Annotated in this window: 19 protein-coding genes; 4 read left to right on the top strand and 15 right to left on the bottom strand. The window is 33.3% G+C overall.

The window, feature by feature from the left end; genetic code table 11:
* Positions 1-383 precede the first annotated feature (383 nt).
* From C4F50_RS07410 to C4F50_RS07370, 9 genes are all read right to left on the bottom strand, one after another.
* Positions 384-2,009 (bottom strand): LVIVD repeat-containing protein, encoded by a 1,626-nt coding sequence (locus C4F50_RS07410; RefSeq protein ID WP_193845766.1) that lies wholly within the window; start codon positions 2,007-2,009, stop codon positions 384-386.
* Positions 2,010-2,224: 215 nt separating this feature from the next.
* The gene (locus C4F50_RS07405; RefSeq protein WP_193845765.1) at positions 2,225-2,737 is read right to left on the bottom strand and encodes a hypothetical protein; all 513 of its coding nucleotides are present in this window, start codon (positions 2,735-2,737) and stop codon (positions 2,225-2,227) included.
* Between the two features lie 417 nt (positions 2,738-3,154).
* Entirely contained in the window at positions 3,155-4,993 is a 1,839-nt protein-coding gene (locus C4F50_RS07400; RefSeq protein ID WP_193845764.1) for a BamA/TamA family outer membrane protein, read from the bottom strand.
* Positions 4,994-5,050: 57 nt separating this feature from the next.
* On the bottom strand, positions 5,051-6,151 hold the full coding sequence (locus C4F50_RS07395; protein WP_193845763.1) for an AI-2E family transporter: 1,101 nt from the start codon (positions 6,149-6,151) through the stop codon (positions 5,051-5,053).
* 102 nt (positions 6,152-6,253) lie between these two features.
* A complete protein-coding gene (locus C4F50_RS07390) occupies positions 6,254-6,784 on the bottom strand; it encodes a mechanosensitive ion channel family protein (protein ID WP_193845762.1) in 531 nt (176 codons plus the stop codon).
* 11 nt (positions 6,785-6,795) lie between these two features.
* On the bottom strand, positions 6,796-7,380 hold the full coding sequence (locus C4F50_RS07385) for a Maf-like protein (protein WP_193845761.1): 585 nt from the start codon (positions 7,378-7,380) through the stop codon (positions 6,796-6,798).
* Positions 7,373-8,299, bottom strand: a complete 927-nt coding sequence (locus C4F50_RS07380; protein WP_193845760.1) for a geranylgeranylglycerol-phosphate geranylgeranyltransferase — start codon at positions 8,297-8,299, stop codon at positions 7,373-7,375. Before C4F50_RS07380 ends, C4F50_RS07385 begins: the two co-directional genes overlap by 8 nt.
* Before the next feature lie 166 nt (positions 8,300-8,465).
* A complete protein-coding gene (locus tag C4F50_RS07375; protein ID WP_193845759.1) occupies positions 8,466-8,993 on the bottom strand; it encodes a KdsC family phosphatase in 528 nt (175 codons plus the stop codon).
* Positions 8,977-9,738: a Rossmann-like and DUF2520 domain-containing protein gene (locus C4F50_RS07370; protein WP_193845758.1), complete on the bottom strand. Its 762-nt coding sequence runs from the start codon at positions 9,736-9,738 to the stop codon at positions 8,977-8,979. Before C4F50_RS07370 ends, C4F50_RS07375 begins: the two co-directional genes overlap by 17 nt.
* Positions 9,739-10,062: 324 nt before the next feature.
* Here C4F50_RS07370 and C4F50_RS07365 point away from each other — a divergent pair, with 324 nt between their 5' ends.
* On the top strand, positions 10,063-13,278 hold the full coding sequence (locus C4F50_RS07365) for a cytochrome c biogenesis protein CcsA (protein WP_193845757.1): 3,216 nt from the start codon (positions 10,063-10,065) through the stop codon (positions 13,276-13,278).
* Between the two features lie 60 nt (positions 13,279-13,338).
* Here the strand turns inward: C4F50_RS07365 and C4F50_RS07360 are convergent, their stop codons facing one another.
* The 4 genes from C4F50_RS07360 to C4F50_RS07345 all read right to left on the bottom strand — a co-directional run bounded on the left by C4F50_RS07360 (position 13,339) and on the right by C4F50_RS07345 (position 15,876).
* Positions 13,339-14,070: a DUF3667 domain-containing protein gene (locus tag C4F50_RS07360; protein ID WP_193845756.1), complete on the bottom strand. Its 732-nt coding sequence runs from the start codon at positions 14,068-14,070 to the stop codon at positions 13,339-13,341.
* A gap of 16 nt (positions 14,071-14,086) precedes the next feature.
* Positions 14,087-14,467, bottom strand: coding sequence for a DoxX family protein (locus C4F50_RS07355; protein WP_193845755.1), 381 nt, complete (start codon positions 14,465-14,467; stop codon positions 14,087-14,089).
* Between the two features lie 90 nt (positions 14,468-14,557).
* Complete coding sequence (locus C4F50_RS07350) at positions 14,558-15,346, bottom strand: anti-sigma factor (RefSeq protein WP_193845754.1); 789 nt, start codon at positions 15,344-15,346, stop codon at positions 14,558-14,560.
* Complete coding sequence (locus C4F50_RS07345) at positions 15,346-15,876, bottom strand: RNA polymerase sigma factor (RefSeq protein WP_193845753.1); 531 nt, start codon at positions 15,874-15,876, stop codon at positions 15,346-15,348. The genes C4F50_RS07350 and C4F50_RS07345 overlap by 1 nt, the downstream gene beginning before the upstream one ends.
* 242 nt (positions 15,877-16,118) lie before the next feature.
* Between C4F50_RS07345 and C4F50_RS25765 the strand changes: the two genes are divergently transcribed.
* Together C4F50_RS25765 and C4F50_RS07340 are read left to right on the top strand one after the other, a co-directional pair.
* Complete coding sequence (locus C4F50_RS25765) at positions 16,119-16,250, top strand: hypothetical protein (RefSeq protein ID WP_255521106.1); 132 nt, start codon at positions 16,119-16,121, stop codon at positions 16,248-16,250.
* Positions 16,251-16,755: 505 nt separating this feature from the next.
* On the top strand, positions 16,756-17,340 hold the full coding sequence (locus C4F50_RS07340) for a glutathione peroxidase (protein WP_193845752.1): 585 nt from the start codon (positions 16,756-16,758) through the stop codon (positions 17,338-17,340).
* A gap of 130 nt (positions 17,341-17,470) precedes the next feature.
* Here C4F50_RS07340 and C4F50_RS07335 read toward each other — a convergent pair whose 3' ends face one another.
* The gene (locus C4F50_RS07335; protein ID WP_193845751.1) at positions 17,471-17,968 is read right to left on the bottom strand and encodes a GNAT family N-acetyltransferase; all 498 of its coding nucleotides are present in this window, start codon (positions 17,966-17,968) and stop codon (positions 17,471-17,473) included.
* 13 nt (positions 17,969-17,981) lie between these two features.
* Positions 17,982-19,157 carry a thioredoxin family protein gene (locus C4F50_RS07330; RefSeq protein WP_193845750.1) on the bottom strand — a complete coding sequence of 392 codons (1,176 nt, stop codon included), beginning with the start codon at positions 19,155-19,157 and terminating at the stop codon, positions 17,982-17,984.
* A 178-nt stretch (positions 19,158-19,335) separates the two neighbouring features.
* Here C4F50_RS07330 and menD point away from each other — a divergent pair, with 178 nt between their 5' ends.
* The gene (gene menD / locus C4F50_RS07325) at positions 19,336-20,997 is read left to right on the top strand and encodes a 2-succinyl-5-enolpyruvyl-6-hydroxy-3-cyclohexene-1-carboxylic-acid synthase (RefSeq protein ID WP_193845749.1); all 1,662 of its coding nucleotides are present in this window, start codon (positions 19,336-19,338) and stop codon (positions 20,995-20,997) included.
* Positions 20,998-21,085: the final 88 nt, after the last annotated feature.

Genomic DNA, 21,085 nt, shown 5'->3' with positions numbered 1-21,085 from the left:
ATTTTTTGAAAGTGCCTCAAAAATACTAATTATATCTTTGAAGATTATTTAAATGAAATGTTAATGTTCTTTAATGAAGTTCAAACATAAAAAAACTGCCTGAAATAAATCAGGCAGTTTTTTTTAAGTGTGGTATTCTTAGGATTACAGAATTCTTTGTTTTCTGTGCGTTTTATATTTTTAAGGAATCAGATCCCGTGTTTTTCTAGTATTAAATTCTCAAAATAGCATTGTAAGAATATTTCTGTGCAAATGTAAGACAAATTTATATTAAAATAAGACAAATGATGAAAAAAATTTCTCAAAAAAATGCAACGCATAAAAAAAAGGAGAATACCGAATTGATATTCTCCTTGATATATAAGGACTTATAAATTGACTAATTATTTCAATTTGTTTTCTGTGTCTTTGTAAGTTCCGGTAATCGTTACATTGCTGCCTTTGGTTACTTTACCGTAGATTGTAATAGAAGAATCGCTACTACCGATGAAATTGATTTTAGCACCGCTGTTTAATCTTAAGTCTCCCCAGATTACAACCGAACCTTCAATATTTAATACTGCATTAGTGTTGATGATTAATTCTGTTGGATTAGACTGCAGGTATTTACCTTGAGACAAACTTCCTCTCATATTAAATGTACCTTCGCTGTTTAATGTTAAATTGCTAAGAACTGCAATAGAACCGCAATGTGTTAAAACAGCTTTAGAGTTTACGATCGCAGAGTTAATTGCTGTAGCACCTTGGTAAGATTTCACTTCATTAGAATTTAAAATCAGATCTTTACCTTGATTGTATAAACCGTAAGAAGAGCAGCTTGCAAAAGTAGTATTAGGTTTTTCCATTTTAATAATTTTCAAACCTCCAGTTCCGCTTGCAACATAGATGTAATTACCGCTTGATTTTACATAGTTCGTAGAACCTGCAATTCCTAATGCCCCTAACAAACTGTATTGAGTCCCAGATTGGTATACATTTAAACCTAAAGCACCATTGGCAATAAAAGCATAACCGTCGTTTACAGAAACGGCATTAGTTACATTATCTTCTCCAGCAGTACTAATAGCAAGAGTCTGCAATTTTGTGCCGTTGTTAATGTCGTAAACACCAAGACCATTAGCACCTTCAGACACTAAAAGTTTAGTTCCGTCAAAATCCATTGTTCTTTTAGCTCCGCTGATGTCAGTAGAAGTGGTAAAACTTTTTTGCAGTGCAAGGGTAGAAGGATTGTAAACGTTTACTCCTTTTGTACCGCTTAAAGTAACTACTTTATCTGCACTTAAAGCGATTGAGCGTAAATCTGCTACAGTAGCTTTGTTTTCAATTGCTTTAGTAGAGCTGCTTATTTTAAACAAACTTCCAGCATCGCCCGTTACAGCAAAATAAGAAGAAGCATTGGCAGCAACATCCGTTGTTACTCTGCTTTCTAATGCGTTAACTGTTATTTTATCTGTAAGCATACCTGAACTCAACGGCATGTTAATTAAAATTGCTGGATTTTTTAATGACGCATCTTTATCTACATCTTTAGCAGCTCCAATGATTAAGTTTCCGTTAGAATAGGTAAGTGATGTAATATCTGTATTAGCAATTAATGCCGATGTAACTAATTTTGGTTTGTAAGGATCAGAAACATCAATAACGTCGATAGCTCCAGAATATGTCTCGCCTCTCATGATGTACGATACATACGCGTAGTTTCCGTTTACTGTTACATGACTTGCTTGTAATGTTTTTCCGTTAGCGTCAACAGGTGGTTTTACTTCTGCAATTTGTACTAATGGAAAAGTAGTTGAACCTGCATCAGCTGCAAATTTTCCTGTTGCAGAACTGTTTTCTAATGAAATTACCCCAGCATTTGTCAAATCAAGACGCTGATTTAAGGCAGTTTGGTCTGAAGTAATCGTAATGTTATTTAATGACTGACCGTCATTTGAATCATTGTTGTCGTCACAGCTTATTAAAAGCGAGACAGTTAATAACGATAGTAAATAAGCATACTTTTTCATAAATAGTAGATAATGGTTTTTTAAAATTCGCTGCAAATATAAGTTATAATTATACTAAAATAAGGCATTTTTTTAATGAAACTTGCTGCTAAACAGTGATTTATTCGAAAAATATAAAGATTTAACAACTGTTTATAACAAAAAACATGTTAAAACAAAAAGAGCATCTAAAAATAGATGCTCTTTTGTGTTGAATGCTAATGATTTAGCAATATTTATCTTCTGCCTCCGTGGCCATGATGATCATCTCTGTCATGTCTATCGTCTCTATCGTGTCTGTCATGATGTTTTTTATCATGATGTTTGTGATCTCTGCGGTCATGACGATCATTGTAACCATATACAGGTCTTGGTTTATAAGGTCTTTGCGGCGCACCGTGATATCCTCTGTAATATTTTACTTTATGACGATCAAAATAGGTATAAGGAGTTCTACCGTGGTAATCTGTTAATACTACTTTGTAACCTCCGTACAAATCATAATTTCTGTATTGTCTTGGTAAATAAGTTGTTCTAACCCATTTTCCTCTTCCATAATAAATAAACTGTGAAGCACGAACATCATAATAAGCTTCAATATCTGGAAGATAATAATATTCCATTTCACTGTATCCTGCAGGACCCCAAGCTGGTGGAGCACCTATATTAACGTTTACCGATACTTGGGCTTGCGTGGCATTTGCAACCATTAGAAATAATCCGGCGATTGCTAATTTTATCGTTTTCATCTTTTTTTATTTTTTTAATGTTAATCTTGTTTAGGGATATTCATATACTGTGCCAAAAAATAAAAACAAGTGTTTTTGGTCGGATAAAAAAGTATTTTGACGAGCGTTTAAGCCTTTGTTTTCTGCGTAATAATTTGATTTAGAAGTGTTTTTGAAATTCTAAAAAAAAGAATAAAATTTTATTTTTTTTTGGAGAATAATACGAGGTCTATTTGCTTGGCTTGACTCAAAAAAAAAATATTTTAAAATGGATTGAATAGTTTTTTTAATATTAAAATTTTGATTTATAATTATTTATGATTTAAAACGAGAAAAAAACGTACAAATTCGTGTTTTTGTAAAAGCAAAACTGTTTTAGCAGTGTTCGAATTTTTGCAGTTCGAATTTTAAAATAGTGGCAGCCATGAGTTCAAAATTTTATCTATAATCGACAACTCTCGGTTTTGCCAGCTCAAAACTTTGAAGTCCGTAATCGGTTGTTTCGAATGTATTGGTTTTAAAAACATTGTCTCCTTGATATGGAATACTAGGATAATAGGATAAAGAAAGCTGAAAGGAACTGAAAACCAAGTAGTCATTACTAACTAGTAAACCCAAAGTAACTTTAGAATACGGTTTGCTTTTGGTCATAGCCACATTTGAACTTCCTAAAACGGCAATAGAATAATTAAAAAACGGATTGAGACGGAACCCCCATAGCGCGTGCGGAGAATAGGTTTGCGTCTGCAGCGATAAAACCGCTTTACTGGTTCCGTAAATAGCAGTGTTAAAACCGGCAATACCATTTTGTTCATTAATATTCAATTGATCTCCAATAATATTTTCTCGGTTCATTCCCAGAACCAACTTCGGATTTACGAATTGTCTAAGTTTCCAATTCCCAATCGTAAACAGTTTGGTAAAATAATTAGATTCTAACAGAAATGCCGTATCATAGGATTTAGATTGATGGAAGAAAGTACCCGCTTCAAAATTCATACTCAGAAAACCAAATTTATAGTAGTTTCCAAAAGAAAACTGTGCACCAACATACGGTCTCCAAAAAGTATTTTTGTATTGATAACCAAATGTAATTCCGTAGATTCTTCCGATGGGTACGTCTTCCGTTTGTCCGATTCTAAAAATATAACTGTCTTTAACGAATTTTCGGGTATTAAGTCCGATACCGCTCAAAATCAATTTTTCGCTTGAATAAAAATGGTTCGGATCGTATAGTTCACTAGGCGTTTCGCTGTAATTTACATTCAGGAATCGTCCTGTTACAATTAGATTTGTCCTTGCATTATTTTCATCTACAAACATCTTAAAAGAGCGGCCCGCCCAAACATCCTGCGAAGTATATTTGAAAGGCTGTTTGGAATAAGTTGTATCAGGCGCAGGGGCTTGAAGGGAATCTCTTCTAAAACTTTCGTCAATATAAAAACCGCCTGCCCATTTGGTAAGAGGAGAGTAAAAATCTCTTTCGATATCGACACTTTTGATATAATTGTTGTCAATATCATTTCTATAATGAAGAACTGTGCTGATGTAAGTGTTTTTTATATTCGGAATTGTATAGGTAGCTTCATTACCATTTCGGCCGTCATCAAAACGATTTGTAAAACGATATTCGAGCTGCTGTCCAGAACCGAAAAAGTCTTTCTCTTTAAAACCCAGTGAAATCTGACTGCTGGAAATCGAAAATCTCGGAATGGTACTCCAGGAATCTAAAACACGAATTGTAACGTCAACCGAATCACGGGCGGTGCCAACGGTTTTATTTGAAATTCGGACCGCCGTTACATAACGCTGTGCACGAATCAAACGTTCAGACTCTAATATTTTATAAGTGTCATACGGTGTATTTTTCTTAAAAAGCAACAGATTAAGAATCGCGATTCTCTTGGTCTTTAAGTGAAGTTTGTTTCCGGTTCTTTCTCCCCAATTTTTAGGCGCTTGTGTTGTGTCGGCTACAGAATGGCCAAACGGGTCTAAGGTTATAATATTAATATTTCTAATGATTTTTCCGTCGTAATGCGTAGAATCCAGCGGTACCAGAAGTTCTTGTTTCTTTTTAGGTTTTTTAGATCTAAAAAGTAATTTGTGCATTACCTGCGTAAATTTATTTTTCTTAGAGTAATTTTTAATTTTATTATAAATTTCAACACTGTCTTTTTTTGTTTTAGGTTCTTTTGCCTTGGGATCAACCTGTGCATATATACCTTGTAAACAAAAGGTTAAAAGAATGAAAAACAATATTTTTTTGTTTACAGACATGAAGTGCTAATAATTTAATGTATGAATTTAAGGAATTAATAGTAAGCTTTGAAAAAATTAACTTTGAGTTTTGACTCTGCGCATTCTCCAGGTAAATTTTCGCGGTACATGATTGCCCATCAAGTAGCCCCACGGTTCAAGAGATTCTATTCTTTCAAAAATAATTTTTAAGATGGCCAAAAGCGGAATGGCTAAAAACATTCCAGAAATTCCGGCAGCAGCACCTCCGACAATGATTCCGATAATAGAAACAAAAGCATTGATTTCTACTTTAGAATTAATGATCAACGGGACAAGTATATTGTTATCAATAAGCTGTACGACAAGATTAACTAAAAATATACTTAATATAATAGAACTTTCTCCTGTGCCCGTCAAAGAAGCAAAAAGTGTGATAACGCCCGCAATGGCAATTCCGATATAAGGAATCAAATTTAATATTCCAGTGATAAGCCCGAGAAGTATAAAATATTTGACACCAACGATATACAATCCTAATCCTGTAAGTACAGAAACGATAATCATTTCAAAAAGAAGGCTGACAATGTAATTGTTGATGGAAACCTTGATTTGGGATAAAATATTTTTTAATCGGTGGTGATTTTCTTTATGAACTAATTTGGCTAGAAAGAGTACAAAATGATCTTTATAAATTAAAAATAAAAAGGTATAAATAGGAATAATGGTCAAGTCTAACAAAAGATCTGAAATGGAGATAATTACAGAACCAATAGAAGCATTGCTGTTTTTAACAGAATCTTTGGTCACATTATCCAGATACTTTTTTTGTTCGCCGATGCTGATATGAAAATTTTCATTTACAAATTTGTGTATTTCAACTATAAAGGCGTTAATATTCTTTTTAACCGTATCAAAATCATTCGTAAATTCTTTGACCTGGTACGAAATGAAAACCAAAATACCAATTACAAAAGCAGCAAAAAGAAGTACACACATTCCCGCAGCGATGTGACGGGGAATTCTAAGTTTTACATTTAATAGCGTAAAAACCGGAAGCAGTAAAACGGCAAAAAGAAATGCCATAAGGACTGGAGTAATGATGTCTTTTCCGATACAAAAAATGAATCCGAAACAGAGTAATGTTACCAGAATAAAACAAATTTTTGCGTAAAGAGGCAGCGTAATGGATCGAGTCATATATTGAAGTTTAAAGCTGATTTTATAAAACAAATATTACACATTTATTGTGCTTTTCTGTTTTAGCTTTTCTTCAATACGTTATAAAATTCCCATTATGCTTTAATCAAAAAACTCTTTTTCTTCGTATTTAGTAGGGATAATAGAAATCCCTTTTTGAAGTAGTAAATTGTTAGGAAAGATAATCTTTTCGCCTTCTTTTGTTTTTAAACTTACGTGAAAGGTATTGATGTCTTCAATTTCGGCTTCGATCGGAAAATCTTTATCGTGAATTTTGATAGTGTCTCCAATTCGAAACGGAAAAGAAAAAAATAAAATCATTCCCGAAGTAACGTTGCTTAAAATTGACCACTGTGCAAACATGGCGACCCCAATAACTGTTGCGATAGAAGAAATGGTAATAAAAATATCTTGTGTTTCTACCCCCCAGATTACGATCAAAGTGGTGGTGACCAAGATATTCATCAAAATATTAATGTATTTGATTACTAGGTTGGTACGGTTTTCAAACAAATGACTTGTGGCTGCAAAACGCCTGACTAGTTTGGCAATTACCATTCGAAGTATAAACAATACTCCCAGAAGAATGATGGTTGCAAAAATCTCGCGGCTATACTCTTTAAAAGAAAACATAATAATTTTTTTTACACTAAAGTACTCAAATATTTATAAACTTTAGCTGTCGGAAGCCCCATAACATTGGTATAAGAGCCTTCTACTTTTGCAACTGCCATAAAACCAAACCATTCCTGAATTCCGTAAGCACCAGCTTTATCATAAGGTTTGTAGTTTTCTATATAATACCAAATTGCTTCGTCTGATAAATCATTAAAAGTAACTTGGGTTACATCATTGATAAGGGTAGAAGAGGAGCTGGTTTTAAAACAAACCGATGTAAAAACTTCGTGCGTAGTATTCGACATTGATTTGATCATAGCAAAAGCTTCGTCCGCATTTTTCGGTTTTCCTAACGCCCTGCCTTCATGCCAGACAATAGTATCGCTGGTTACGAGTATTTCGTTTTCTTTCAATTCACCTTCAAATGCATTTGCTTTCAGTTCTGCCAGGAAATCCGTTATGGCTGCAGCTTTTAATTCTGGCGGATAAATTTCTTCCACATCTTTTAAACGAATCTCAAAATCAAGATCCAGATCTTTAAAAAACTGCTGTCTGCGCGGTGAACCTGACGCTAAAATGATTTTGTATTTTTTTAATTTTTCTTTAAGCATTGTATTTGATATTTAAGGCGATTATCAAGATCGATAATATTCCGAAAAAAATAATAAGTTTTAAAATAGTGCTCAAATGCTTGAAATCTTTTTGCGATTTGGCACTGAATATTTTTACAATAAAATAGAGCAGCGGTGCCAGAACAAAAACAAATGCATAAAGTGTTACAATAAACAATTTATTTTGTACGAAATACTTATTGATATAAAGGGATAATAAAATAAGAGGAATTATAGAAAAAACTAAAACAATTTTTGCCGTCCTGCTGATTCCAATTGCAATTGGCAGTGTGTTTATTCCTTGATTATAATCGCCGTTTACATCTTCTATATCTTTAACGATTTCACGTATAAAATTAATCATAAAAGCAAACAAAGCATAATCGATCAAAATCGAAAATAAACTTGCCATTTGTGCTTGATTATCTGGAGTTGTGGCAGGAAATAAGTCAAAAACACCAATTATAATTACGCTTACCGCTAATAAAAGTGCGATTACAAAATTTCCCAAAATCATAATTTGCTTTAAGGTTGTTGTATAGAAATACAACAATGAAGCAATTAGAATAAATAACGAAGCAAACATTGGTCTCTGAATGATATTCGCCAAAAGAAAACCAATGGCAACACCAGAAATATTTAAACCAATGTAGATATTGTAAGCAGCAGTTTCGCTGATGCCTTTTCCGACTACAACATCGTTGGGCTTGTTAATACTGTCTGTTGCAACATCATAGATATTGTTAATGACATAACCCGCAGCAGCCAGTAAAACGGTGCTTAAAACCAATAAACCATACTGCCAATCGGCCAGCGCCAAAGGAACGTTCTGCTGTTTTAAAAAAGCATAACGAAAAAGAAGCTGCATAAAAGCCAGCATTAATAGATTTTGGTAACGTATTAGTTTAAGGTATTTCATTTTTTTTAGGTTCAAAGGGTCAGAAGGGCAGAGGGACTAAGGTTTTTTTTAGGTTGTGAGCTGCTAAGGTTCTAAGATTCTGAGTTTTTTGGTTTTGTTTTGAGTTTTATCAAAGCTGGACGAAATTTACGTCTCTAAACAAACCCAAAACAATCAGCTGTAAAACTTAATCGTATTTAGCATCAAAATATTCCATCCATTTTCCTTGTACTTTCATCACTTGTTCGATAACGTCTCTTACCGTACCGCGTCCGCCTTTTACGTGCGAAATGTAACGACAGATATTTTTAATCTCTGGACTAGCATCCTGCGGACAGGCAGGCAGCCCCACTAATTTCATAACATGAAAATCGGGAATATCGTCACCCATGTATAAAACACTTTCGGGATTAATATTGTAAAGTTCAGTATATTCTTTAAAGGTTTTTACCTTGTCATGAGTCCCTAAATGTATGTCTTTTACGCCTAGATTACTAAGACGAATACGAACACCTTCATTACTTCCGCCAGAAATAATACATACATTGTAACCGCTTTCTACTGCTGCTTTAAGTGCATAACCGTCACGAATATTCATCGTTCTCAGCATTTCGCCTTCATTGGTTACAAAAACAGAACTGTCTGTAAGTACGCCGTCAACATCAAAAATAAAGGTGTTGATCTCGTTCATTATTTCCTTATAACTTTTTGCCATTATCTTGAATAGATTGTGTTAGAATTTTATAAATATTTTTTTGATTTTCATTTTGTATAAAAGCCAAATGTGCGTCTGTAGTGATAGAATCGTGACGTTTGGCTGGGCCTGTCTGTGCATCGACCGGGTCTAAAGTTTTGATTTTATCGGCTGTTTCTTCGATCAAAGGTTTTAAAATATCAAATGGAACTTGATGATCCTCACAGATTTCCTGCCCGATCTGATACAAATGATTCGTGAAATTATTCACAAAAACCGCTGCCACGTGAAGAGCTTTTCGCTGTTCTGAATTTATAGCGAAAACGGAGTTTGAAATGCTTTTAGCAGCGGTTTCCAAAACTCTAAAATCAAATGTATTTTCAGCCTCCACACAGATTGGAATCACTGAAAAATCAATCTCTTTATTTTTAGAAAAAGTTTGCAGCGGATAAAAAACACCTCTGCGATTTTTGTCATCCAAAGTTTCAATTGAAGCCGTTCCCGAAGTATGAGCCACAAGTTGATTGTTAAAAGGCAATTGTGCCGAAACTTCTGCAATTGCGTTGTCTGTGACAGCAATAATATATAAATCGGACTCTTTTAAATCGGCAAAATCATCTATAATTTTATCAAATTCAATTACCGCACTTAGATTTTCTTTTTTTCTAGAAAAAACCTGAACAATTTCGACAGCTTCACTTTTCTTAAAAGCTTTTATCAAATGCTGTGCGACATTTCCGGAACCAATTATTGTTATCTGAATCATGAAAGCAAAATTAGCATATTTTTTTTAAGGAAAATGAAAGCAGTAAAAGTTTAGCCTTAGATAGTAAGGTTTAGAATGATGTCGATTAAAATAGATTTTGTTAAGATTTTAGAAATCAAAATTGATAATACATTCTAACTCTTTTAATCTGCGGTTAAAAATCGGCTTATTACTTTCTGTAATTTGTAAGTTTAAACTTCTATCGTTATCAATTCGTTTAAAAATGAGTGCTTCTTTTTGGTTTTTATTAACAAAAGTCTGCAACTGCTAATCAACATTTTTTAAGTACTTTTGTGCCACTTTATACAATGTAATCCCTAAGAAATGGATAAAAAAATATTCTCTTTTTTGTTTTCTACACGATTAATGGCCGTTCTTTTTTTAACATTCGCAATTGCAATGGGTGTTGGAACTTTTATCGAAAGTAAATACAATACCGATACAGCCAGAATTTTAATTTATAATACCTGGTGGTTTGAGGCGATAATGTTCATTTTTATGATCAATTTCTTTGGAAACATTAAGCGCTACCAATTATTAAAAAAAGAAAAATGGGCAACCCTTTTACTTCACTTATCTTTTGTTTTTATCCTTTTAGGAGCTTTTATTACAAGATACATCAGCTATGAAGGAATGATGCCGATTCGCGAAGGCGCGGCAGAAAATCAAATTTATTCAGACAAAACATTTTTAACCATTTTTGTTGATGGGGAATATAAAGGACAGCCGAGAAGAAGGGTTTTTGAAAAAAATCTTCTGTTATCGCCGATAACCAACAATAATTTTACAATTCCAGGAAAATTTGACGAGACTCCTTTTGAAGTTACCTATTCGAATTATATCATGGGAGCAAAAGAAGTGGTTAAAGAAAATCCAAACGGAACAATTTACTTGAAAATGGTAGAAGCTGGTTCGGGCGGAAGAGAAGAACATTACCTAAAAGAAGGTGAAGTTCAGAACATTCACAATGTTTTATTTGCTTTGAATAAACCGACGGACGGAGCAATTAATATCAATACAAAAGGAGATCAATATACTATCCAGACACCATTTGAAGGAGAATACATGCGAATGGCAGATAAAATGAAAGGTCCTGTAGTAAAAGATATTGTACAGCCTCTTGTCATGCGTTCGTTATACAGCATTGGCGATATTCGTATCGTTTTTCCGGATCCTGCCATGAAAGGAAGCATTACTTATGAATCTAATAATGATTTTAAAGCAAAATCTCATTTAGATGCTTTAGTAGTAAAAGTAAAAGCAGAAGGACAGGAGAAAGAAGTGATGCTGATGGGATCTAAAGGTCAGATTGGCGAAGCAAAAACGGTAAAAATTGGTAATCTGGAATATTCATTATTCTACGGAAGTAAAGCTTATGTTTTACCTTTTAAAGTAAGATTAAATGATTTTATTGCCGATAAATATCCAGGGACAGAAAAAAGCTATTCGGCTTTTAAAAGTAAAGTAACCGTTCAGGATTCTACAGAGACTTTTGATGCAGATATCTTTATGAATCACGTTTTAGATTATAAAGGATATCGTTTCTTTCAGTCTTCATTTGATCCAGATGAAAAAGGAACTGTGTTATCGGTAAATCATGATTTTTGGGGAACCAATATCACGTATTTTGGTTACTTTTTATTATACATAGGTCTAATGGCAATCATGTTTACGAAGCATTCTCGTTTTGGAGATTTGAAGAGTAAATTAGAAAAAATTCAAAAGAAAAAAGAAACGCTGATTACGATTTTTATTTTGATGATAAGCTTGAGTGGTTTTGCGCAGCAAACTCCTCATGTTCATTCTCACGATCATGATCACGCACATTCTACAGACCCGCACGATCATGCAAATCATGTTACTGCACCGCCAAGCAAAAAGCAATTAGATTCTTTATTGAATATTTATAAAGCGCCGGAATCTCACGCAGCAAAATTTGGACGCTTGATTATTCAGGATGCCGGCGGTAGAATGAAACCGATCAATACGTTTTCGTCTGAATTACTTCGAAAAGTGAGTCATAATGATACTTATAACGGAATGAATTCTGATCAGGTTTTCTTATCGATGACGCAATATGCTCAGGTTTGGATTCAAGTGCCGCTGATCTATATTAAATCTGGAAACGACAGTATTCGTAAAATAATCGGAATTGATTCAAAAGATAAATACGCTCCTTTTGTTAAATTCTTTGACGAACAGGGAAATTATAAATTATCTCCTTATTTAGATAATGCTTACAAAGCTGCAAATCCTAACAATTTTGAGAAGGATTTTGTAGAAACAGATAAAAAAGTAAACTTAATGGAATCTGCTTTGAGCGGTCGTATTTTAAAAATATTTCCAGTTCCTAATGATCCCGGAAACAAATGGGTTTCTTATTTAGAGCGCGAAAGTGCAGGTTTTAAAGGAATGGATTCTACTTACGTGAATTCAATCCTTCCGTTGTACTTTAGTGCATTAAACAATGGTTCTATTGAAAAAAACTTTAGTTCGGCAGATAATTTAGTTGAAAGCATCAATGGTTTTCAAAAGAAATTTGGAAGTAAAGTAAGACCGAGCGAGCAAAAAATTGATGCTGAAATTGCATACAATAAATATGATGTTTTCAAAGTATTGCCTTATTGGTACATAACAGCTTCAATATTAATGCTGATGTTTGTTATTGTCAATATCTTTTTTGAGAAAAAATGGCTTCGTATTACTATAAACGGTTTTCACATCATTGTTGGTTTATTATTTGTCATTCATACTCTAGGATTAATTGCACGTTGGTATATTTCGGGTCACGCTCCTTGGAGTAATGCTTATGAGGCTATTGTTTATGTAGCATGGTCAACGATGTTCTTTGGATTGGCTTTTGATAGAAAATCAAAATTAACTGTTGCTTCATCAGCTTTCGTAACAGCGATGATTTTAATGGCAGCTTACATGAACTGGATCGACCCAGAAATTGCAAACTTACAGCCGGTTCTTAATTCGTATTGGTTAATGATTCACGTTGCAGTAATTGTTGGAAGTTACGGCCCGACTGCATTAGGAATGATTCTAGGTTTTGTTGCTTTAGTATTGATTTTCTTTACAAATGAGAAAAACAAAGCAAAGATGGATTTACATATTAAAGAGATCAGTTATATAAACGAAATGGCTTTAACGATTGGTCTTATTATGCTCACGATTGGAAACTTCCTTGGAGGGCAATGGGCCAATGAAAGCTGGGGACGTTACTGGGGATGGGATCCAAAAGAGACTTGGGCTTTAATTTCGATTATGATTTACGCTTTTGTAATTCACGCCAGATTTGTTCCTGCATTAAGAGGAAAATGGTTCTTCAATTTAATGAGTATGTATGCCTTTATTTCGATCTTATTTACTTATTATGGGGTAAACTTCCATTTAGTTGGTCTGCACTCTTATGCAAGTGGAGAAGCACAATCATTAGACTGGGTTTACTATTGTTTTGCAGTAATTTCAATTATAGGTATAGTAACATATCCAAAGTACCATAAATATTATAAAACAAAAAAGGTTAAAAAATAATTATAGATTTTTAATTATTGATTCATATTTAAGGTTCAGCATTTTTTGCTGGACCTTTTTTTATTTACCGCCCCCCTTTAAATAAATAATCAGAGTTACAATAAAAATAAAAGACGTTAAAAATATAATATGACTCAAAACGGACAGCCAAAAAACTTTTGCTTTGGGTATTTTATTAAAGAATTGAATGTTGGTCCAGAAAATTAAAACAATATCAAATAGATATATCGAATTGATAACGGTTGAAATCTTAGAAGTTCCGTAGAAATAATAAAGCAGCGGAAATAAAAGTATAGAAAGGAAAAGTTTTTGAGAAGCTTTGAAAGTATTGAGAACAAAATATTCTACAAAATTGTAGCCTTGTTTTCTAAAGCAGACAGCAGTTCCTAATGTAAAAAGAGGGATAGTCGCAATTGTAACCCAGGCAAAATGAGTAGAAGCCCATTCATTAAATTTCCCCCAATCGATATTGTCATCATTAGTATTTACAAATAAATTGATGTTAAAATAGTGCCACAGGAAACCGTAGAGCGCACCCAAAACCATAACCAATGATAAAGGTTTAAAATGATTTACACGTTTTCCTTCTATAAACTCTCGGATAGAATGTCCTGGGCGCGTAAATAGTTGCTTTATAGAATAAGGAATTCCAGCGTCAAAATGTAATAAGCTATGCTGGATATCATGCCACAAGAAATGCCAGTTTATTTTGTGAGTTTCGGCAGTTTGACCGCAGTTATTGCAAAAGTTTCCGTGAAAAGAATGCTGGCAGTTTTTACAGATGATTTCCATATATACTGATTAAGAATTAGACTTTCGATTTAAAACCATTTGGATACATAATTGCCAAGAGCACACAAATCAGCAAAAAGTTGTATTCACAGCCATTTCTCCCGCCGCCCACAACAAACCAGCCTTCTGGAAAATGAACCATTATAATTCCCATTATCAAGATAAAAATAGTTACAAATCCAGCCAGTTTAATATACTTGTTTACAAGTAAAAGAATAGCGGCAATGATGTGCGATATTTTAATGAGCCAAGCTAAATAAAGCCCAAATGGAGCAAAACCAACTTGATTGAGATACAAATTGCCAAAATCATTTATTCCGTTATTAAAGATCCCAAAAACAGAATGGGTCAGAAGTATGATAGCGACTGCAATCCTTAATAGTAAATTCCCATTCATATTTATTTGCTTTTATTTAAATAAAAATACTAAAAAAACGCATATCAAAATATTTCGATATGCGTTTTAGATATTCTATTGTATTGATTTTTAAACTTTTCCTAAAGTATAAAGTTGTTCCATTGTCGGAGTCGGACTTCCGCCGGCAGGCTCAAGAGTAATTCCAAATGCTTCTGCAGAATCGGTTTGACTTACAGCAAAGATTTTTTGTGAATTTCCTTCAAAATTATCCAATAAACCAATACTTGTCGGTGTAAGCACCGGGCTCAGCTTTAAAGACCAAACCTGATATACCATTCCTTTTGGAGGCGTTGGCAGACCAGCAGCATCAATATAAGTTGTTTTGGTATCTTTGTTCCAATATACTTTTGCAAAAGAAGTTGGAGAAACAGCCTGTCCGCCAAGAGTTACGCCAGTATTTTTAATATCTCTTACAATAGTCAGGTTTTTCTCAGTTTCTTTATTTTGCTGCTCTAAATAAGCATAGTCACGCTGGATTTTATTTTTTTCATTTCCAACTGTAGAGATTGCCTCTTTGGTTTTTGTTAATTCTAATGTCTGATACCCCAAACCTAGTAATAATAAGACAGCTGCAGCCCAGCCCACATATTGTGACCAGTTTGATGCAGGTTTTATGTCGACTACTTTACTGTGTTTAAGTTCTAAACGAGCTTTAATCTTCTCAAAATTTGCCACAGAGTGAAAAGGAGAGAAGCTTGATGATAAAGCAATAATCGCTTTTTCGATCGAAATGATTTCCTGATCTACCTCTGGGTTATTTTTGGCAAGTTCAGCTATTTCTAGGTTTTCTTTTTCGCTTAATAAGCCGTAAACGTACAACTCTAGAATTCCTGATTCTATATATTCTTGTGCTTCCATTATATTTTTAAATAATTACGTAAATCGTTAATACAGTTTCTATTTTGTGTCTTAATAGTTCCCAGTGGCAGTGCCAATTCTTCTGAAGCTTCTTGCTGGGTATATCCTTTAAAGAATAACAAATTAATAATTTCGATACACTTTGGTTTAAGTTTCTTTACGAACTCCTGAATTCCAATCGCATCAAGTTTATTGCTTAATTTATTACTGTCATCTAACAGATTTACGAAATTATCTGAAGAAAGGTTTTTTTGGCTGTTATTAAAATCCTTAGATCTAAGCTTATCAATTGAGGTATTACGGGCTATATTAAGAATCCAGGTGTAAAATCTTCCCTTACTCTCATTATAAGAATCAATGTTTTTCCAGATTTTGACAAAAACATCTTGCAAAACATCTTCAGCTTCTTCTCGATTTTTGATTAAAACATGAATGACTGAAAACAAACTTTTAGAGTACATATCGTACAAATGTGTAAAAGCCTTTTCGTCTTTTTTATAAATTAAAACAAGCAGTTCTTCTTGACTCATAGATTTGGATTTTTAAAGTTTAAACAAAAATGTTAGACATAAATTGGTATCAGTTATAAAGGTAAATTATTTTTTTGTGATTTTTTTTATTTTTTTTTGTAGTCCGAACCCTAGGAAAATCAAGGGGTTTCAAAAAAAGATGTTTTTTTTTACATTTTTTTAAAACCAAAATAAATCCAATTACGTAAATGTTTTTATAAGAGCAAAATGAAAATCAGAGTATGCAGCTTAAAATGAAAATAATGCGAAGAAAACAAAACATTATTACAATTTTGATTGTTGGGCTCACAGCGGTTTTAGCTTTAACGATTAATAGTAAAGGTTATTTTAGAGGCGAACTGACTGATAACCATGAAATTAAAAACGATAAGTAAACTCTAAACGGTGTAGATATGAATTATTTAAAAATATTTGTTTTGCTTGTTTTTGCAGTATTATTTATAATAATCTATAAGAGTTGACAAAATAGAATAGTTCTTTAAATTTTTGAAATAGAAATAGTTGATGTTCTCGGACTTCCAAGCCGATGAATTTTTCAAGTGTCAAGAAAATATACAAACTAAAGTTTATACCATTACAAGCCATTAAGAAATATTTTGAGAGTTAGTTTGACACTAAGAGATAGCAGAAAAATTTCATTACAACCGAGACATCAACTATAATTTAAATATAGGATTCAAGGTGCGTTATACCATCTGGGTTTACTTTAATAATAAAAGGAAAGATTGCATAATAATTAATTCATGGTTTGATTTGTTTGTATGGGGGGAAGCCTAACGTCTGATTAACGTTAGGCTTCATTTTTTTATTTAACTTTTGATTAGCAAAATTTAAATTTATGTGAAATGATTTTTAGCTAATTTTATAAAAAATTACAAGATGAAAAAAATACTTTTTATACTATTTGGAGCAGCTTTGTTAAGCACTCAAGCCAATGCTCAAACGAGCAAAACGAAATCAGTTAAAACAGATAAAACCATGACAAAAGAAACCATTTATCAGTTTAAAGTAGAAGATTTATCAGGAGATACTTTTGATTTTGCTTCTCTTAAAGGAAAAAAAGTGATGATTGTAAATACGGCATCAAAATGCGGATTGACGCCTCAATACAAAGATTTAGAAGCTGTTTACAAAGAATATAAAGACAAAGGATTTGTAATTATTGGTTTTCCAGCTAACAATTTTGCTTCACAAGAACCTGGAACTGCTAAAGAAATCGAAACTTTCTGCCAGCAGAATTACGGTGTAACTTTCCCGATGATGAATAAAGTTTCTGTGAAAGGAAATGATATGTGCGAGGTGTATAAATTTTTAACTCAAAAATCTAAAAACGGACTGCAAGATTCTGAGGTTGAATGGAATTTTCAAAAATACTTAATCAACGAACAAGGAGAATTGGTAAAAGTAACCAAACCAAGAACATTGGTAACAGAGCCAGAAATTATTAACTGGATTAAGAGTTAATTGTAAAAGTATATAGTAAAAATATAAAATGCAGATAAGTTTTCTTATCTGCATTTTTTTTGTCCTTTCGGTAAACGAGAAATCTCACAAGGGATTCGACAACAATCAATTGACGGATTTTACTTTGCGGTTAAACCAATATCAGCTGCATAAAAACCAGATCAAGCCAATGATCAAATTTGTAGCCCACTTCTCGTACGGTTCCAGCAGTAACAAAACCAAATCTTTCGTGAAAAGCAATACTTCCAGCATTATCGGCGTCAATAGCGCCAATCATCACATGATATCCCTGTTCTTTTGCCAAGCGAATTAATTCGACTAATAATTTAGAACCAATTCCTTTTCCGGTTACATTATCCACTACATAGACAGAATGCTCTACAGTATATTGGTAGCCAATCTTTTCGCGAAACTGACCGTAACTACCAAAACCAACCACTTCGCCGTCTAAATCAGCTACAACAATTGGAAGTTTTTTTGCTGTTTTATCATCGAACCATTTTTTTTGCACCTCCAAAGTCTGGACTTCATAATTATAATTTGCCGTTGTATGAAGAATGGAATGATTTACAATTGATAAAATTGCTTCTAAATCATTCTCAGTTGCTGGTCGTAATAATATGTCCATGATATGTTATGCGTTATTTTGTATTTAGTTCAGACAAAAGTAAGTCTACATCTTTAGAATTCCAATCCATTTCTTTGGCAATCGCTTTGGCTTTTTTGGCATATTCTAAAGCCTTCTTTCGGTCTTTTATTTTGTTATAAAGTTTGGCTTCCAGTAAATTTCCGTCATAGGAATCATTTAATTCTAAGGAATGATTAACCCAGAAAATAGCTTTCTTTAAACTCTCAGTATCTTTAATGTGTTTGAAATAAGTATTTCCAATGTCTTTTAAAAAACCAGGATCATTCCAAACCAATTTTTCAGTGTCTTCCAGAGTCACTTTTTTGTAAAAATCCCATTTTTCTGTTCTTTCGGCTAAGGTAAGATCAAATTTAAAAACCAAAGAATCTGTTTTCTGTAAACGTATCGATTTCGCAACTTCTCTTTGTTTATAATAATTTACCGTGTCCAGATTATCAACCAGCGGACGAAGTAATTCGGTTACTATGCTTTCAATCTTTCTGTTAATTCTGTTTTGAGAAGCCACAGCAGCAAATTCTTTTTGATGATTTAAAACGTATTGAAATTCTCTCGATTTAATGTCTGTAACACCATTGGCAATAACACGCCAATTGGTTTCACTTACCAATTGTGCGTCCGATTGTGTATTTAGATAAGTATGAGTTGCCGGCGATAATTCTGTTCGGTCTTTTCCTTTTTTCAAAGTATTTAAATAAGTAAAATAGTTATCAGAATTGCTCGGATCTGCCAAAAACTCTTTTTCTAACGCAGGCAGCTGCATTTTCGGATTCAGTGCGTATTTTAATTCATTCAAAAAATCCCCTTTTTTCATTTCGCCTTTTAAGGCATACAAAAGCGTTTCATTACTGTCCAGAAATAAAAAAGTAGGCAGCGATTTGGTATTGAATTTATTCTTTAAAGCAATTCCCTCTTCTTTCTCAATATTTTTATAAGTAGAGATGTAATTTTTATTCAAAAAATCAATAACAGCGGGATCGCTCAAAACTTCACTTTTCATTAAATTACAATGTGGGCACCAATCTGCATACAGCATCACAAATACAGGTTTTCCTTCTTTTTTTGCAGTTTCTAAAGCCGCTTTATACGGAATATCAACAGGAATAAACTGATTTTGAGACGATACCGTTTGAAGAGTTATAGAAAAGAGAAGAATAAGTAAGAATCGCATTTTTATTATGGCTTTTATTAATAATTCGATTTTACAAAAATAGCTCCTTTTTCGAGAAAGAGACTTAATAAATTCCTAATTATAATTTAAATGAAGTGCTAAGTTTGTAACTTTGTATCTTAAGATTAAGAAAAATCTAAACAAAGATTTTCTTCACAAAAAGTAATACAAGATCAGAATGATTTACCCCAAAATAGCGCTTGCACAAAGCATTATCGAAATTTTATCAGCCAAAGGCATTACCAATATTATTATTTCTCCAGGGTCTAGAAATGCTCCTTTGACCATTGGCTTTGCACAAAATCCGAATTTTAAATGTTATAGTATTGCAGACGAACGCTGCGCTGCTTTTTTTGCTTTAGGAATTGCACAGCAGACCAAACAGCCAACGGCAGTTGTATGTACTTCTGGTTCGGCATTATTAAACTATTATCCGGCTTTGGCAGAAGCATTTTACAGCCAGATTCCGATGATCGTGATTTCTGCAGATCGTCCGCAGAGCAAAATAGATATTGGCGACGGACAAACCATTCGACAAGAAAATGTATTCTTAAATCATTCTGTTTTTAATGCTAATCTAACAGAGGATGCATCAGAAGAAAATGATTTAAAAATTAATCAGGCAATCGAGACAGCCATTCTTCAAAAAGGACCGGTTCACATCAATGCCCCTTTTGAAGAACCTTTGTACGAAACCACAGAAGAACTTTCGGTACAGCCAAAAATTACGCATTTTGAGAAAACGTTGTTTCCAAAAACAATCGAAAACAGTGATGAATTTGCTGCAATTTGGAACAAAGCAAAACGCAAACTGGTTTTAGTAGGGGTAAACGATACGCATATTCTGGATCAGAGTATAATTGATTCTTTGGCAGCAGATCCTTCAATTGTTGTGCTGACAGAAACCACTTCAAACCTGCATCATCCCAATTTTATCAGCAGCATTGATACTTTAATTACACCATTTGATGATGCTGCTTTTAAGGAGTTTAACCCAGAAATTTTGGTGACTTTTGGCGGTATGGTAGTTTCAAAAAGAATCAAAGGTTTTTTACGAAAATACAAACCAAAACAACACTGGCATATAGATACTTTGAGAGCCTACGATACTTTTGGCGCTTTGACCCAACATATTGTGATGGAGCCAAATGATTTCTTTACGGACTTGTTTTCAAAAACAAATTTTACTGCCAGCACTTATTTTAAAAATATAGAATCTGTTTACAGCGAACGAAAAACGAAGAAAAAAAACTATTTAAACAGAATTGAATTTTCTGATTTTAAAGTTTTCGAAAAAGTAATCGAATCGCTTCCCAAAAACAGCTTATTGCAGATCAGTAACAGCTCTGCAATTCGTTATGCACAATTAATTGATATTGACCCAACGATAGAGGTATTTTGCAACAGAGGCACAAGCGGTATCGACGGCAGTACATCTACAGCGGTCGGAGCGGCTGTCGGCGGCAACAAACAAACTGTTTTTATTACAGGAGACATCAGTTTCTTATACGACAGCAATGCGTTGTGGAATTCTTATATTCCAAAGAATTTTAAAATTGTTTTGGTAAATAATGGAGGAGGAGGGATCTTTAGAATTCTTCCGGGTCATGAAGAAAAACCTGTTTTCAATACTTATTTTGAAACCTCGCATCAATTAACGGCAGAGCACTTGGCCAAAATGTATCATTTTAATTATTATAAAGCTTTTGACGAAAAGAGTTTGAATGAGAATTTGAATGAAATGTACAGCCAGAATGAATTTCCGTCTATTTTAGAAATTTTTACGCCAACGGCAGAAAATGATAAAATTTTGAAGCAGTATTTTAAAGAACTGGTTTAGGACTTAAAAGTTTTATTAGACAAAAACATCCTTACATTCATTTTTAGTGCCTTTTTATATTATTTTTAAATGGGCAGTGTCTAAATAT

Origin of the sequence: Flavobacterium hungaricum, from assembly GCF_015182285.1 — a bacterium.
Lineage (GTDB): Bacteria > Bacteroidota > Bacteroidia > Flavobacteriales > Flavobacteriaceae > Flavobacterium > Flavobacterium hungaricum.
The sequence above is the reverse complement of the archived record's forward strand: the minus strand, read 5'-3'. Positions and strand labels throughout refer to the sequence as shown.

Bases quoted from the DNA above. Each gene is read 5' to 3' on its own strand.
- C4F50_RS07410 (WP_193845766.1), bottom strand. From the start codon at position 2,009: ATGAAAAAGTATGCTTATTTACTATCGTTATTAACTGTCTCGCTTTTA.
- C4F50_RS07405 (WP_193845765.1), bottom strand. From the start codon at position 2,737: ATGAAAACGATAAAATTAGCAATCGCCGGATTATTTCTAATGGTTGCA.
- C4F50_RS07400 (WP_193845764.1), bottom strand. From the start codon at position 4,993: ATGTCTGTAAACAAAAAAATATTGTTTTTCATTCTTTTAACCTTTTGT.
- C4F50_RS07395 (WP_193845763.1), bottom strand. From the start codon at position 6,151: ATGACTCGATCCATTACGCTGCCTCTTTACGCAAAAATTTGTTTTATT.
- C4F50_RS07390 (WP_193845762.1), bottom strand. From the start codon at position 6,784: ATGTTTTCTTTTAAAGAGTATAGCCGCGAGATTTTTGCAACCATCATT.
- C4F50_RS07385 (WP_193845761.1), bottom strand. From the start codon at position 7,380: ATGCTTAAAGAAAAATTAAAAAAATACAAAATCATTTTAGCGTCAGGT.
- C4F50_RS07380 (WP_193845760.1), bottom strand. From the start codon at position 8,299: ATGAAATACCTTAAACTAATACGTTACCAAAATCTATTAATGCTGGCT.
- C4F50_RS07375 (WP_193845759.1), bottom strand. From the start codon at position 8,993: ATGGCAAAAAGTTATAAGGAAATAATGAACGAGATCAACACCTTTATT.
- C4F50_RS07370 (WP_193845758.1), bottom strand. From the start codon at position 9,738: ATGATTCAGATAACAATAATTGGTTCCGGAAATGTCGCACAGCATTTG.
- C4F50_RS07365 (WP_193845757.1), top strand. From the start codon at position 10,063: ATGGATAAAAAAATATTCTCTTTTTTGTTTTCTACACGATTAATGGCC.
- C4F50_RS07360 (WP_193845756.1), bottom strand. From the start codon at position 14,070: ATGGAAATCATCTGTAAAAACTGCCAGCATTCTTTTCACGGAAACTTT.
- C4F50_RS07355 (WP_193845755.1), bottom strand. From the start codon at position 14,467: ATGAATGGGAATTTACTATTAAGGATTGCAGTCGCTATCATACTTCTG.
- C4F50_RS07350 (WP_193845754.1), bottom strand. From the start codon at position 15,346: ATGGAAGCACAAGAATATATAGAATCAGGAATTCTAGAGTTGTACGTT.
- C4F50_RS07345 (WP_193845753.1), bottom strand. From the start codon at position 15,876: ATGAGTCAAGAAGAACTGCTTGTTTTAATTTATAAAAAAGACGAAAAG.
- C4F50_RS25765 (WP_255521106.1), top strand. From the start codon at position 16,119: ATGCGAAGAAAACAAAACATTATTACAATTTTGATTGTTGGGCTCACA.
- C4F50_RS07340 (WP_193845752.1), top strand. From the start codon at position 16,756: ATGAAAAAAATACTTTTTATACTATTTGGAGCAGCTTTGTTAAGCACT.
- C4F50_RS07335 (WP_193845751.1), bottom strand. From the start codon at position 17,968: ATGGACATATTATTACGACCAGCAACTGAGAATGATTTAGAAGCAATT.
- C4F50_RS07330 (WP_193845750.1), bottom strand. From the start codon at position 19,157: ATGCGATTCTTACTTATTCTTCTCTTTTCTATAACTCTTCAAACGGTA.
- menD (WP_193845749.1), top strand. From the start codon at position 19,336: ATGATTTACCCCAAAATAGCGCTTGCACAAAGCATTATCGAAATTTTA.